The sequence below is a fragment of the Paenibacillus sp. NPDC055715 genome (genome assembly GCF_053617595.1).
The window spans coordinates 148,557-163,856 of sequence record NZ_JBSHGA010000008.1 but is presented as its reverse complement, the minus strand read 5'-3'; the positions used below and the strand labels follow the sequence as shown (position 1 = coordinate 163,856).

Here is a 15,300-nt window from a genome sequence, read left to right as displayed (position 1 = left end):
CGTAGTTGTATACGTAGCTGTCGTGACAGAAACATCGTTAGGCACAGTTGCAGTATAGGCGTACACACTTCCAGTTACCGTTTGATCGAGCGTAATGCCGCTTAAATTCAGCGAGCTTAAGGCAGCACTATTTGAACCAGCTCGTGTAACAGTTACCGTATAGCTTTTCGTCGTTCCATCCTGTGCAGTCACTACAAGGCTGATGACATTAGATCCCACACTTAGATTAATCGGATTGTTAACTGGAGCCCCATTGAGCTGTAAAGCCGCTGTCGCGTGGCTATCCGTAGTTGTATACGTAGCTGTCGTGACAGAAACATCGTTAGGCACAGTTGCAGTATAGGCGTACACACTTCCAGTTACCGTTTGATCGAGCGTAATACCGCTTAAATTCAGCGAGCTTAGCGTGGCATCCGAAGAAACAGGAGGGTTCTGGCTAGCAGCCATAGCCGTAGAAACCATGAAGGTACCGACCATAAAGGGACCTCTGCTTAAAGTTATTGTCTGAATTACCTTATTATCGGATGTTCTGATTACACTCATGTTGCTGCTCCCATAATTGACCGTAAAGGCTCTACTGCCATCGCTCGAGATACCGACCACATAGGGATAAGAACCAACCGCAACGGTGCTTTCCACTGTATTACTAGCGGTATTGATTACTGAAACAGTTCCAGATCCACTATTAGCCACGTAAACCCTGCTCCCGTCAGGAGACACCTCAGTAGCCGACGGGAATCTGTCCACAGTTACAGTTGCTTCCACCGTGTTGTCCACAACGTTGATGACAGAAACTGCATTGTTCCCTTGATCAGCTACATAAATCTTGGTACCTGCAGGATTAACTGAAAGACCATACGGACTGTTTCCTACCGTAATTTGACTGATAATCGTATCGTTGGTAAAATCCACGACTGCTACTTTGCTAACGCCAGACTGAGTCAGATAAAGCTTCTGGCCTGCCACTACCATTGCTACAGGACGTGATAATACACTTATTGTGCCCGTAACTGTAAGCGTTGCTGTATTGATTACTGACAGTGTGTTGCCGCCCATATTAGCTACATAAGCTTTGCTGCCATCCGAGTTAAAGGCTACTCCATGAGGTTGTGAACCCACTGTTATTGTGCCAACCACTGTATCAGTAGCCGGATTAATCACCGAAACAGTTCCACTCGCTCTGTTGGTAACAAAAACCTGGGTACCGTTCGGATTGAACGCTGCGCTATTAGGCTCACTCCCGACCGTAATTTTGCCCAATTCCACCGTACCGCTTTCCAAATTCACCACATCAACTTTGCCAGTATTGAAGCTTGTAATATAGGCTTTCTTTAATATGTCAGTAGTAGCCGCAGAAGCGGCATTAAAATTACCTAACAAAGTTGAAATCATACATAGAATAGCTACCACTGCCACAAGCTTCATTTTTTCTTTTCTAAACATTTTGTTCCCCCCTGATCGTTTCGCAAAATGAATTTTAAAACGTTGAATCTAAACATGACCCCGCTTTCCACGTTTGATGGTTTACATAAATTTCTATATATCTCTAGTAGTGCTATCTACTGTCGCTACTTACGTGTTTCTGCTCATCCTAGTTATAAATCGGGATTGAAACGCTCGATTTGCCAGAACTCCCAACAGTATCGCTTGATTCACTCGCCCCATATTGCCTCCCCCCATTGCAATACATTCTATTCTATCAAACTGTTCTCACAAAATTCTCACAAAACCACGAATACTGTCGAAAAAACAAAAAGAGACTATCCCCTAATAGATTGTTCAACTGGGAATAATCACTTTCTTATTAATCCAGTATTCAGTTTTCGGTAAAAACGGTCGAACAAGAACAACTTTGCCCACTATTTTACCCCCATACATCGACTTGCCGACCTACTCCAAATATGACGCCTTCTGGCTTCTCAGCTCCTGCGGCGGCTCCAGCCCCAGCTCCTTGCGATAAGAAGCCTCGAACCGCGCGTAATGCCTGACGATTTTCTCCTTGTCCCCACTGCTTGCATAGATGCTCAACAAAGTCTGATTCATCTCCTCATGCAGGGGATACATGTTCAAATACGAATCAATCTTCTGCTCCGCCTTTTTCCAATCCTCCCTGGCGAGATCCTGTTGGACCAAACTGCGTACAAGCGATGTATACTGTTTGCAGAATACTTCCTCCAGCGGAGCTTTCCAGAAGTAATCTTTTCTATCCAGCAGCGGACCTTTGTAGAGCGAGCATACATGTTCCGCTTGCGCCGCATCCTGAAGTCCTCCCGCAAGAGAAAAGTCATACCGCTCATATTCCAGCACATCGTACGTTCGATCCGATGGTTCCAGCATGTATCCTTCGTTCGTTTTCTGGATCTCCATGCCGATCTCTTGCTCTTTCAACAGCTTCTTTAAACGATACATCGTGTTGTGCAAATTATGCGACGCACGGTCCTCGCTCATATCCGGCCACAGCAATTCCGCTAATCGCCACTTGTTGAGATCCTGACCCGGATGACAGAGGAAATAAGCGAATAACTCCTCCGTCTTGCGTGTCGGAAAGCGGATTAGCGATCCTTCCCGACTTCGGACCTCGAATCCTCCGAAGCACCGAATCGAGGCAAGCCCCACCCGCTTTTCAGCACCGCTGACAGGTCGATGCAGCTTGACCAACCGGTTGGTGACCCGCTCGATCGCCGCGGGTGTCACGGGCTTCAAAATATAGTCGAAGGCATAAACCTTGAATGCATCCAGCGCATAATGCTTGTAAGCCGTCACGAAGATAATTTTCGTTTGCTCCGACGCTTCGTTGATATTTTCCGCGAGTTCCAGCCCATTCATCTTTGGCATTTCCACATCGAGGAAAGCAACGTCCGGACGCAGCTCAGGAAGGCTGGCCAGCGCCTCAAGCGAGCTGGTAAAAGCACCTATGATCGTAAAGTACGGGTTTTGCCCGATGACATATTTCATTAAATTCAAAATCGGTATTTCGTCCTCCACAATGACCGCACTAAACAACCTCGCTCCTCCTCCGTTTACCCGAACCGATCTTTTCGTTATTCCTTACAGGCAAATACATCGTTATTTTAGTTCCTCTTCCCCTATCGGAGCTGATGTTTAGCGTTGCCCCTGGCAGAGAGTCCAGACGCTTGCGGATATTATGGATGCCGATGCCACAATCCTGCAGGTCTCCTTTGGACATGCGGTCCAACAGACCCTCCGGTATGCCGACGCCGTCGTCTTCGACTACCACCCGGATATATCCGTCTTCCTCGTTGATCGCAAGCGTCACCTTGCCGTGTCCTTCCTTCTCGAACAAACCGTGCCGAATCGCATTCTCGACAAAAGGCTGGATGCATAAAGAAGGAATTTCCAAATGCCCTATACGGTTATCGTAGTGAAAGTCGTAGTCGAACCTCTCTCCGAAACGGGCTTTCTCAATCTCGACATACGCCTGGATCAACTCCATTTCTCGGTAGAGAGGGACGAACAGCGTAGAAGAATCCATGTCCAGGATGTAGCGCAAGTACTGACTAAGCATCGATAACAAGTACGCAGCTTTTTCCCCGTCCGTATAGCAAAATGAAATAACGCTGCTCAAGGCGTTGTAGAGAAAATGCGGTTTGATCTGCGCTTGATGAAACGCCAGCTCATTGCGAATCGCTTCTTGGAGTGATGTTTTCACAGCGATCAGGGTTTGGATCCTGGCAATGAGCGTTTCCGCCTCAAACGGCTTGGTCAAATAATCGTTCGCCCCGGCCCGGAAGCCGAGCGCAATATCCTGCGGCGTATCCTTAACCGTTGCGAACAAAATGGGTAGGTCGAGAATGGAGTAGCTACTGCGCAGTCTTTGACACAACTCAATGCCCGAGATCCCCGGCATCATCACATCGAGAATGACAAGATCGATTTGCGGGTACTCTTCTATTTTCTCCAATGCTTCTTTTGCCGAGAAAGCGGTAACAACATTGTAGCGGTGCCGTTTCAAAATATTCAACAAGGTGTGGATATTGGAGGCTTCATCGTCAACAATCATTACGGTACGCTCGTGTCCATTCCAAATATTCAGCTCCTGATCCTTATCGGTATATCGCTGCTGCTCCTCCAACGCATATGCCGTTTCACGATTAGCCGGTACTTTGACAGCGCTTGGCAATGTAAACGTCATACGCGTGCCTTGACCGACCTCCGACCAATCCACCCGAATTTCTCCACCCATCCGTTCGACCAACTTGCGGCTAATGTACAAACCAACGCCCATTCCTGTATATCCATCCTTCGGCAGAGGCCCATCAAGTTGCTCAAAATATTCGAAAATCACAGCATGCTTATCCTGGGAAATCCCTGTTCCGGTATCCTCGACGGAAATCGTTACGGTTCCCTGGGCAACGCTTGATACCACCTTGATCGACCCTTTGTCTGTATGCTTAATGGCATTGCTAACCAAATTGTACATAACTTGACGCAGACGATTCTCGTCCGCTTGTACCCAGACGTCGGGACCGACTTGATTATCCAGTTGCACAGCTTTGCCCAAAAGCTCAAATTGCAGTACATCGAATACAATCTGTGTTACCATTCTGGCATCCACAGCGGTCGGATGCAGACCCAGTTCCCCATGCCTCAAGCGGGTAACATCGACTAAATCGTGAATGAGCATGGACAGCTTGATAGACGTATCCTTGATCAGCGAAAGATTCCGTTTTTGCTTCGGCGACAGATTTTTTTCCTCATCATCCAGCAAATAAGACGTCATATTCAGGATGCCATGCAGTGGAGTCTTGAGCTCGTGGGATGTGTTCATCAAAAACTCGTCCTTGAGCTGATTGGAAACCGTCAATTGATAGGAAAGTAGCTCCGTCTTCTCATAAGCATTCGAGAATCGAACCACGAGCAGGATATTCATGATGATGATGAAACAAACTACTCCGAGTTTTCCCACCAGATCGGTCGAAACTATATTCTCCGAATAGAGGCTTCCGTCCACCAAAAAGATCATCATCGAAACGCTTCCGCCAATAAAAAGCATTAATTCCTTCCGATCGGATGAGCCGCCTTGGCTTTGAATGTACAGATATGCCATTCTGCCAATAATGTATAGGAAAACGATGATTAAGTAAAAAAAGAAAACGTATTTTCCCTGGATATGCACACGATAAGGCAACACGACAACCGCCGTAATATATAGGCCTAATGGAGCCAGTATCAGCTTCATCATCCGAGACGACATGAGGCGGGCTTCAACTGAACTGAAAAACAGGATGAGCACCACAGCGCCGACAAATTCGCTTAAATCTAGCAGCTTGTAAGCAATATCAAAAGGGAGACCAGGCAGTACCCTCTGTAAAATCTTTTCGCCAAAAAGTGCTTTTTCCAATAAAAGGAGCAGCAAATACAGCCCGCTGAGCCAATATGTTCTCTCTCTTCGCCCTAGCAGGAAGAAGCTGAGATGATACACGCCAAACATGCCAAGAATCAATATAATTCCGATATCGGTGCCGATCTGTATACTGTTTAGCTTCATCACATCTTCAGCCAATCCGAATGGGATCGAGCCAGCAATACCACCGGTGACAAATACGTAGTTAGACACTTGAATTACAATGTCGATTTCTTTGGCATCCGTGTGAAAAAACACACTGTAGGGCGTATTTCCAGGCTGATGCTCCTTGATATCGACTGCTGGGCGCCCACTTTCGCCTTCTAACTTGCCGTTAATGAACAATCGATGGGAAAGGCGAATACTCCTTATTTTTAAACCTAAAACTTCATCCGTATCTTTAATCAGCACTTTCAACCGGTACGTACCATACCCTGTTCGGTTCATACCGCCATTCGCTGATTTTCCTTTCCACGTGCCAGGTACGGATAAATACGAGACCTCTTTACGCGTCCCTTCGTGAAAATCGGCAGGCTCTAGTAGTTCACCTTCATAAAATTCCCACTCTCCATCCAGGTTAACCCATCCCTGCTTGTGGAAATCCCAATTCGACAAATCCAGTACTCCCCGCTTCGCAGGCGATATGTCCTGATTTGGTATCGTTTGGGAATAAATAGCGACGAACAACACAATGGAGAGCGAAAAGATCAAGCCAATTCCGATGGCCTTGCGATATTGCCCCCTTTTGATACATGGCTCCCCCTCGGAATTCATTTCAACACTTTTCATTCTATACATTACGTACTTCACAAAAAATCACAAGACTGATATAAGTGACATGCTACAAGTTGTGGATTTGTACGATGGAGGCGAACCTCGTTGTACCCCGTTCCACGTATTTTACGAAGATACCGGTTGCTCCTGCGGCGCTCTCTGTACCAACGCTTTGCCCAGAAACTGCCGTGTCCGTTCTTCCTTCGGATTGGTGAAAAACTGCTCTACCGGCCCTTGCTCCACGATCACGCCATGCTCCATTAGCACGACCCGATCCGCGACATCTCTCGCAAAGCCAAGCTCATGCGTGACGATAATCATCGTATTGCCTTCACTCGCTACCTTTTGAATGACCGAAAGCACTTCATCCACCAGCTCGGGGTCGAGTGAGGACGTAGGTTCGTCGAACAGCAGCACCTGCGGATTCAGCGCCAAGGCGCGGGCAATCGCCACACGTTGCTGCTGTCCACCCGAAAGCTGGGCAGGGTAGTAGGTCATGCGATCCTTCAACCCGACCTTTTCCAAAATGCCTTCACTGATCTCCCTCGCCTGCTTGCGATCCAGCTTTTTGACACTAGTCAGGCCGATCATGACATTGTGGAGAGCATTCAAGTTTTTGAACAGTTGATATTGCTGGAATACCATCGCCGTTGCCGTACGCAGTCCAAGAATGTCCTTTTTCCCCGCCTTGGCTGCATCCACCTTCACGCCGTCGATCTCAATGACACCACTGGTCGGCTGCTCCAAAAAGTTGATGCTGCGCAGCAGCGTAGACTTGCCCGATCCGCTTGGCCCTAGAATAACCACGACTTCTCCCTTGCCTACGGTCAGATCTATACCCTTCAACACATGATGCTGTCCAAAATGCTTATGAATTTGATGAAGTTGAATCATGCCCTTACTCACTTCTTTCGTAAATTCGAATACGCTTCTCCAGCACGACAAGCCCACGCTCAATAATGATGCACACCAGCCAGTAGATCAGGGACACCGCAACGTATACCTCAAAAAAGGCCAGCGCACGTGCGCCCATAATTTTGGCCTGTCCCATCATATCGACAACACCAATCATAAAGATAAAAGACGTATCTTTCACCGTACTAATCAGCGTGTTCCCCAAATTGGGCAAAGCCACCGTCAATGCCTGTGGCAGCACAATTTTAAGCATAATCTGTGTTTGGCTCATACCAATGGAATTGGCCGCCTCAAATTGCCCCCGGTCCACCGAATGAATCGCCGCCCGGAACGTCTCCGACAGATAACCCCCGAGATTTAGTGAAAATGACAACAATGCGAAAACCTCGGGTGGAATCACGTAGATATTTAATTGCTGTAAGAAACCGTATTCGCTCTGAAAATAATATAAAAACTTGGGTATTCCATAATATACGAGAAATAACTGCACAATGAGCGGTGTTCCCCGAATGTACGAGACATACAGCGTGGACAGTTGTGCCAATACAGGCACCTTGTATATCCGAATTAAGGCCGTCCCCAACCCGATGATTGAACCCAGCAGCATGGACAAAAATGCAATCCATAGCGTAACGGGGAGATATTCCACGATCCGGGGAAGGCTTTTCAGCATATAATCAAGGTCAAATAGCTTTTCCATATGAACCCCACTTTACCCTTTGCATTGTTGTTACTGCGGGATATATTCCCCGCCTGTCCATTGTTCAGACAGCTTTTTCAGCGTTCCGTCCGCTTTTAGTTCCTTAATGATCGGGTCGATTTTGGCTTTTAACTCTTCGCCCTGCTTATCCTTTTTGAACACCAGGTTGATGTTATCGCTTTGCACCGACCCGCCCACAGCTTCGACCTGCAAGCCTTCCTTCTTGATCGTAGCAGCCGTCATGACTGGATCATTCACATAAGCATCCACCCGGCCATTTTGCACATCCTGAAGGTTGTCGGATGAAGTGCCCGTGTCATTGTATTTTAAAATAATTTTATTGCCGTTCTTTGCATTGTATTGTTCCAGTAATTGAGTGTAGGAATCCCCTATGGAAGCAGCTACCTTCTTGCCTTCCAAATCCTTGAGAGAGTGTATATCCGTTCTACCTTTTTTCACGATAATGACGGATTGCGCCTGAAAGTAGGATTCATCCGAGAACAAATATTTTTGCTCACGCTCAGGATTTTTGGCGACTTCATCCGCTACGACCTGAGTTTTATTCGATTCCAGTGCCAGGAAAATGCCGTCCCAGCCGGAAGGTACAAACTCAAACTTGTAGCCGTCCAGCTTCTTGTCAATTGCCTTGATGACGTCCACATCGTATCCAGTCAACTCATTTTTATCATTCGTAAAAGCAAACGGCGGGTAGTCATTTTGTGTGCCCACATAAATCACCTTATCCCCTGATGCTGCTTCCTTCGAGGAACACCCGCTCAAGGCCCCCGTCAATAACACGAGAGATAGGCCAATCGCTGCAACAAAAGCAGATTTCTTCATATATATGTATCCCTTCTTAACCCAAGTGATTTACTATGATTTTATATTATAGCTTTTTATTCAAATAATACAACAGGTAAACTTGATTTCGATGACTTATCCATGTATTTTACAAAAAAAGGACCCTTGCGGGTCCGCTGTCATCCATGAAACGGGAGACGGTCTGCTGGATGTTCCGGCAAAATGGACGAGATCAGCCGTTGCACAGCAGGATGAGCGGATTCAAAAATCCGGTCCTTGTCATCACAGCGCTCGATCAATTTCCCCTGCTCCATTACAGCAATGCCATCACAGACAGCATAAGCCGCCCGAATATCATGCGTGATGAACAGATACGACAATCCAAACGAAGATTTCAGTTCTCCCAATAGGGATAAAATGTGCATCTGGTGAACCATATCCAGGCTGCTGACGGACTCATCCAGAACGATTAGCTTTGGTTTGAGCGCAATCGCCCGTGCAATATTGATCCGCTGCAATTGTCCGCCGCTGAATTGATGCGGATATTTATTCCGATCCTCCGGCTTGAGACCAACCCGTTCCAGCAGGTTTTCGACCGTTCTCCTTTGCTCCTGCACCGATAACCGTTCGTAATTGTCCAGAGGCTCCCCGATAATCTGCCCGGCGGTCATCCGGGGATTTACAGCCGAATAGCAGTCCTGAAATACGACCTGCATATCCCGTCGCAGTCCCCTGCGGACTTGTTGGCTTCCATTATAAATGTCCTGACCCTGGAACAGCACCTGACCCTCCTGCGGCTTCTCCAGCCCCAGAATAACCTTGCTCAGCGTGCTTTTCCCCGCTCCACTGGTTCCAAGCAAGCCCAGACAAAATCCGCTCTCTATAGTAAGTGACACGTCAGTCAGCACAGGGGGGCGTGGTTCGGAGCGGCCCAACCATTTGCGCCTTCTATAGCTATGAGTTACTTCCTTCACTTGTAGCACGCGTATTCGCTCCCCTTTTGAAAGTGTCCAACCGGCGACTAACCTCCTAGCCGATTTATGCCCCGAAGGGACAACTTGGGTCTGGCATGCAGCAGCATTTTTGTATATTCATCCTGCGGGTCGTCGAACAACTGATGAACCTCCGCCTGCTCAACGATACGTCCCCGCTGCATGACTGCCACTTCATCCGCCATTTGGGAAATGACGCCCAGATCATGCGAGATCAGCAAAATGGAAGTGTCGTATTCCGTACGCAAGCGATCCAGCTCTCTCAGAACCTGTAGCTGATTGATCACATCGAGCGCCGTCGTCGGTTCATCCGCAATAACCACTGCTGGCCGCAGGCACATGGAGATGGCGATCATGACCCGTTGCAGCATCCCGCCACTCAACTGAAACGAATAACGCTTCATCAGCTTGGCCGGATCGGGCAGATTCATGTTTTCCAAAGCCGATATAGCAAGATCACGGGCCTGTCGTGTGGTCAATCCGGTGTGCGTGCGAATCGTTTCCATAAACTGAGCCCCGATCGTATGCACCGGCGTAAAAGCGCTCATCGGATTCTGCATAATAAACGCGATTTCCTTGCCCCGAATACGCCGCATCTCCTCGGCTGCCATTCCGTTCAGCTCGCGCCCGTTCAGACGGACACTGCCTTTCACGTCCATCGTCTGGCGATCCAGCAACTGGAGCAGCGCATTACAGGTTACCGTTTTGCCGCTTCCACTCTCGCCGACAACACCCAGAACCTGTCCCTTTTTCAGTTCAAAATGGATCGGCTCCAGCAGAAACACCGCCTCTGCGTCGGTTTTGAGCTTCACCTGCAAGCCGTTGACCTCCAGCACCTTCGACTTCGCCCTGTCGTCCATCGTTGTTTTCACTCCTGTTTTACTGACGTTTGGCAATTCCGTATCGGTCAGACAGCGCTTCTCCCAATAGATTGAAGGCCACCACCACCACCAGAATCATGACGCCCGGATAGATCATTAATTCCGGATGACTGCGGATGTATCCCGTTCCCTCATGAATCATCGCTCCCCATTCAGGAGTCGGCGGCTGAATGCCCAGACCGAGGAATGACAACGCGGAAATGTCCATGATTGCCCAGCCCATCTCCAGCGTACCCATGACCACAATCGGACGCAGCACATTCGGAATGATATGCCGCCGGATAATGGCCCCTGAGGAGGACCCGCTAATCCGTGCAGCAGCTATAAAATTCCGTTCTTTCAGACTGACGACCATATTGCGGCACATTCTGGCATAATACACCCACTGTACCATCATCAAGGCAAGCAGCACCTGCATGAGGCCTGGCCCAAAAATGCCGACAATCCCCAGCACCAGCACCAGATTCGGAAACGCCATAATCCCTTCGCAAAACCGCATCAGCACACTATCGACCCAGCCGCCCAAATAACCTGCAACCGATCCAATCACGACACCCATGCTAAGCGAGGACAGTGAAATGAGTGTCGCAAAGCCAAGCGAAATCCGTGCTCCATACAGCAGCCGGGACAGATTACACCGACCCAAATGATCGGTTCCCAGCCAATATTCTTTTGAAGGGCCTTCCAGCTTGTGCAGTAAATTGACTTTAACGGGATCATGGGGAGCCAGCCACGGGGCCAGCGCCATAATGATAAAAAGAACCACTAGCACTATAGAACAGACCACGATCACCTTTTGACCCTTGAACATTGTACGCAACCTTATCATCACCGCTCTGCTCGTCCCTTCGCTGAAATTCGGGGGTCCATATACAAATGCACCAGATCAACGAGCAAATTGCATACGATGAACAGGCAGGCCGCCAAAAACACATAGCATTGTATGACGGGAATATCCCGATTAAAAATCGCTTCCACAAAGTAACGGCCAAACCCGGGCCATGAAAACACCTGCTCGACAATAATCGTTCCGGTCAGCAGCTTGCCCAGATTCATGCCCATACCGGTAATCAGCGGGGTAATGGCAATTTTGAGCACATGCTTGAGCATAATCACCCGCTCACGAATTCCTCTGGTTCTCGCATACTGGACATACGTTTCCTGAAACTGCTCCAATACACTGGAACGCAGCAGGCGCGTATATAGAGCAATCAGAACCAGCGACAGGGTCAACGTAGGCAGCACCAGATGCTGCCACGTTCCCCGGCCCTCTACAGGCAGCCAGTCCAGCCGAACGGAGAAAAAGAAAATCAACAGATATCCCAGCCAGAATTGGGGAATAGACGCTCCAACATATGAAATCCCTCGACTAAGCATGTCGATCCAGCCATTTCTACGTATCGCGGCCAGTACGCCCAGCGGGATACTCACCACGATAGATAGCACCATGCTGCTCAAGGCCAGCTCGACAGTGGCAGGCAACCGAACCTTCACCTCATCCCACACCGGCTTGTTTGTCAGGTACGAAGTACCGAAATCCAGCCGACTGATTCTTTGCAGCGTCTGCATATACTGTGTCAGCAAAGGCTGATCCAGTCCGAATTCATGCCGCTTCTGCTCCAGAATTTCCGGAGTAGGATAAATATGAGCAGCCGTCAAATAGGCCTCGGCCGGATCAACCGGTGAAATATGAATGAGTGCAAAGGTAACGAGGGTGGCAAAGAGAACAATAGGAATGACCGCTACCATTCGCTTCCCGATATAGCTGATCATGAGTTGTCCTCCTATCCTGTAAACGATCGTTATTCTCCGGTTTTAACTACTTTCCGATTTCAATTCCCTCAAACGGATTTTCATCCCGATTGGCCGGGAATACAAAATTAGTAATCTTTTTCTGATATACCGCAGTTTTCTTAATATACGAAATAGGCACAATGGCAGATTGCTCCTGAAGCGTCTTCAGAATCGAACCATACAGCTCTTGACGCTTGGTTTCATCTGTCGATGAGAGCGCCTCGTGTACCTGCTGATCCAGCTCCTTCTTCATCGGAAGAGCGCTTAGCGTCTCGGAAATGCCGAAACTCTTCTTGGCAATGACGTTAATAAAGGAATGCGGATCATAAGGCGCGCCGTAGTTGTACCAGAAGTACAGATCAAACTGATTGGATCTAAGCCGCTTGATTTGAACTGTCAGCTCCAGCCCAGTCAGGTTCACCTTGACCCCCAGTTCTCCCCATTCCGCCTGAATGGTTTCGGCCATCGCCTTTTGGATCGGATCGGTTTTATCAAAAATCAGCTCAAAATCCAGCTGTTGTCCGTTCTTCTCTCGTACTGTACCGCCTGCGGGCAGCTTCCAGCCAGCCTCATCCAGCAATGCTTTGGACTTTTCCACATCATAGTCAACGGGCTGTAAGTCCACATTTGTATACGGATAGTTTTTGGATAAAACGGTATCCGCTTTTTCCTCCAACCCCGAGGTTACCCCTTCCACCATCGCCTGCTTGTTAAAGCCATGCTGGAGCGCCAGACGTACCCGAAGGTCTGCCAGCTTGGGATTGGACGAGTTGAGCAACAGACTTCTTGTACCGACAGGCTCGGACAACTTGGTGACATACTGATCTGTGTCGCGAAGCTGCTTGAAAGCATCCAAACTGATGACGCCCTCACCGTAAATCAAATCCAGATCGCCTTTCTCAAAAGCCAGCACACGTGTTTCGCCATCGGGAATGATTTTCACCGTAATTTTATCGACCTTCGGTGCAGTACCCCAATAATTTGGATTACACTTAAAGGTTGCATATTCATCTTGCTTGTATTCATCCAGCATCCAAGGGCCTGTGCCTATAGGTTTCTTGATCCCTTTGGACGTATCTCCATCATCCGGGAATCCGGCTTCACCCAGAAAACGGAACGGGCGAACAACAGACAAGTCCTGAAGCAACGGATAGTATGGCTCTTTGAGCGTCATTCGGAAAGTGCTGTCATCTACAGCTTCGGTTTTGTCGAGAACGCCTACCACACCAAGCCAACTGTGCATTTTCTCATTTTTCATGACAGCGTCAAAGTTCTTTTTGACAATAGCCGCATTAAATGGTGTGCCATCTGAAAACTTAACGCCTTTGCGCAGATTGAACGTATATATTTTACCGTCCTTGGAAATAGACCAGGATTCAGCCAAAGCAGGCTCCAGCTTGCCTCCTTGCTTGTAACTGACTAACGGCTCATAAATCATGGATTGAGCAAAAAGTTGGGAAGGATTGTATACGTGAGGATTCATCGTACCAATGTCGCGCGGCCACGATAGCGTGATCGACTTTTCATTGGCAGCTCCGTCAGTTGAGATGGATGCAGGTGTGTTCTTCTGCTTCGCGCAGCCGAAAATAACGGATAATAAGAGGAGCGCCACCAACATAAGGGTGGCAGTCTTTCGGTGTCGAACGGACATCAATGGATTTCCCCTTTTCTATATATGTGATAATGATTATCATAATCATATTTAGAATAGGTACTACATCCCGTTTTGTCAACACTATTCGACAAGCTACACTCTAATTTATTTTAAATTTATATAATATCAAATATATGGATCAATATTCCATATTTTGAAACAAGATACGTGTGTATTCATGCTGTAGCAGGTGTTCATCCCATTCCCTAAATACCTCCACGATTTCCCCCTAATGCATGACGGCAATCCGACCACAAAACTGCTGCGTGGATTGAAGATTATGGGTGATAAAAAGATAGGACAGCTGGCGCTCCACCTGCGCTCTCTTGAGCATGTCCAGCACAGAAGATTGCGCTGCCGTATCCAGATTGGCGACCGATTCGTCGAACAAGATGATATCCGGTTCCACCGCCAGCGCTCTGGCAATACACATCCGCTGCTTTTGCCCGCCGCTTAGCTGCGATGAGTATTTCTCCAGACAGTCCGTGTCCAGCCACACCCATATATGCCCCTGCGTAACGCCGATCCCCGACTCCAGCATACCCGCGATCGCATGCGCGGTCAGACTCTTGCCGCATCCGCTCGGCCTGGTCAGGGCCACAATTTCCCCCGGATATACGGAAAAGCTGACATCCCGGAGCAACGGTTGATTGTTACTTATCCGCATTATTTTCCCATTCGCGCCCGGTTTCCTACCTGCGTCCGCACCTGTTGCTGCTCCAATACGTGTACCCGTTCCTCCCCCTATCCCTGTTCCCTCGCCTGCTTCTGCACCTGTTTCCGTCCCAGCGGCTGTTCCTGTGCCTATGCGACATATCTCCAGATGTTCCACGTGCAACAGTGGCCTGCACCCTGCCATATCCCCTTTCATATGCCCTGTCCCATCCTTCATTTCGCCGCCACCTTTTCCGAAAAACGGTCGCCCAGAAGCTGGCAAGCAAGCACAAACAGCATAATCGCCAAGCCCGGAAAAATCATGAGATGCGGCGCCACCTGAAAATAAGAGGTTGTATCATGCAGCATCACGCCTCATTCCGGCTTAGGCGGCTGTACACCCAACCCAAGAAAGGAAAGTCCGGCAACCATAGCACCACTCGCCCGATGTCCCAGACCGCATACACAAGCAGCTGTGGCAGCACCTGCGGCAACACATAGCCTCTTAGCACGCGTACATCGGAATTACTGGATAAACGGGCATATCGGACATAGTCCTCCTGACAAGCTTTTTGAACAAGGGTGTGAATATACCGAGCATACCCGGCTCACACCTACTTTCTTCCTTTATTCTTTTTCATTACGATTTAGACCTATATTATTTTGTTGTTACTGCTTCATGCTGCTTCATAAATAATCAGTTTCTGGATAAACCCATGCTAAAAAGCCGGAAAAAGAGGTTTTTCCCTCTCTCTCCGGCTGCCTTTGCT

The 15,300-nt window shown here is 48.4% G+C and carries 12 protein-coding genes and 2 pseudogenes; all 14 read right to left on the bottom strand.

What is annotated here, in order from left to right; translation table 11 throughout:
- On the bottom strand, positions 1–1,443 hold a 1,443-nt coding region (locus ACWGOO_RS15405), incomplete at its 3' end, for a YVTN family beta-propeller repeat protein (protein ID WP_452484778.1).
- A gap of 447 nt (positions 1,444–1,890) precedes the next feature.
- Positions 1,891–3,003, bottom strand: coding sequence for a response regulator (locus ACWGOO_RS15400; protein WP_452484776.1), 1,113 nt, complete (start codon positions 3,001–3,003; stop codon positions 1,891–1,893).
- A complete protein-coding gene (locus ACWGOO_RS15395; RefSeq protein ID WP_452484774.1) occupies positions 2,996–6,139 on the bottom strand; it encodes an ATP-binding protein in 3,144 nt (1,047 codons plus the stop codon). The genes ACWGOO_RS15400 and ACWGOO_RS15395 overlap by 8 nt, the downstream gene beginning before the upstream one ends.
- 126 nt (positions 6,140–6,265) lie before the next feature.
- A complete protein-coding gene (locus ACWGOO_RS15390) occupies positions 6,266–7,033 on the bottom strand; it encodes an amino acid ABC transporter ATP-binding protein (RefSeq protein ID WP_452484772.1) in 768 nt (255 codons plus the stop codon).
- 4 nt (positions 7,034–7,037) lie between these two features.
- A complete protein-coding gene (locus ACWGOO_RS15385; RefSeq protein WP_452484770.1) occupies positions 7,038–7,754 on the bottom strand; it encodes an amino acid ABC transporter permease in 717 nt (238 codons plus the stop codon).
- Between the two features lie 30 nt (positions 7,755–7,784).
- Complete coding sequence (locus ACWGOO_RS15380) at positions 7,785–8,594, bottom strand: transporter substrate-binding domain-containing protein (RefSeq protein ID WP_452484769.1); 810 nt, start codon at positions 8,592–8,594, stop codon at positions 7,785–7,787.
- A 140-nt stretch (positions 8,595–8,734) separates the two neighbouring features.
- Positions 8,735–9,544, bottom strand: a complete 810-nt coding sequence (gene nikE / locus ACWGOO_RS15375; protein WP_452484923.1) for a nickel import ATP-binding protein NikE — start codon at positions 9,542–9,544, stop codon at positions 8,735–8,737.
- A 32-nt stretch (positions 9,545–9,576) separates the two neighbouring features.
- Positions 9,577–10,407 (bottom strand): ABC transporter ATP-binding protein, encoded by an 831-nt coding sequence (locus tag ACWGOO_RS15370; RefSeq protein ID WP_452484768.1) that lies wholly within the window; start codon positions 10,405–10,407, stop codon positions 9,577–9,579.
- A 19-nt stretch (positions 10,408–10,426) separates the two neighbouring features.
- A complete protein-coding gene (gene nikC, locus ACWGOO_RS15365; RefSeq protein ID WP_452484766.1) occupies positions 10,427–11,257 on the bottom strand; it encodes a nickel ABC transporter permease subunit NikC in 831 nt (276 codons plus the stop codon).
- Positions 11,257–12,201, bottom strand: coding sequence for a nickel ABC transporter permease subunit NikB (gene nikB / locus ACWGOO_RS15360; protein ID WP_452484764.1), 945 nt, complete (start codon positions 12,199–12,201; stop codon positions 11,257–11,259). The genes nikC and nikB overlap by 1 nt, the downstream gene beginning before the upstream one ends.
- Positions 12,202–12,247: 46 nt before the next feature.
- Positions 12,248–13,873, bottom strand: coding sequence for a nickel ABC transporter substrate-binding protein (nikA, locus tag ACWGOO_RS15355; RefSeq protein WP_452484762.1), 1,626 nt, complete (start codon positions 13,871–13,873; stop codon positions 12,248–12,250).
- 232 nt (positions 13,874–14,105) lie between these two features.
- Positions 14,106–14,402: an ATP-binding cassette domain-containing protein gene (locus tag ACWGOO_RS15350; protein ID WP_452484921.1), complete on the bottom strand. Its 297-nt coding sequence runs from the start codon at positions 14,400–14,402 to the stop codon at positions 14,106–14,108.
- Positions 14,376–14,817 (bottom strand): annotated as a pseudogene (locus ACWGOO_RS15345) (ATP-binding cassette domain-containing protein); the annotation flags it as partial. The pseudogene ACWGOO_RS15345 and the gene ACWGOO_RS15350, both read right to left, overlap by 27 nt.
- Positions 14,765–15,138, bottom strand: a pseudogene (locus ACWGOO_RS15340) (ABC transporter permease); the annotation flags it as partial. The pseudogenes ACWGOO_RS15340 and ACWGOO_RS15345, both read right to left, overlap by 53 nt.
- Positions 15,139–15,300: the final 162 nt, after the last annotated feature.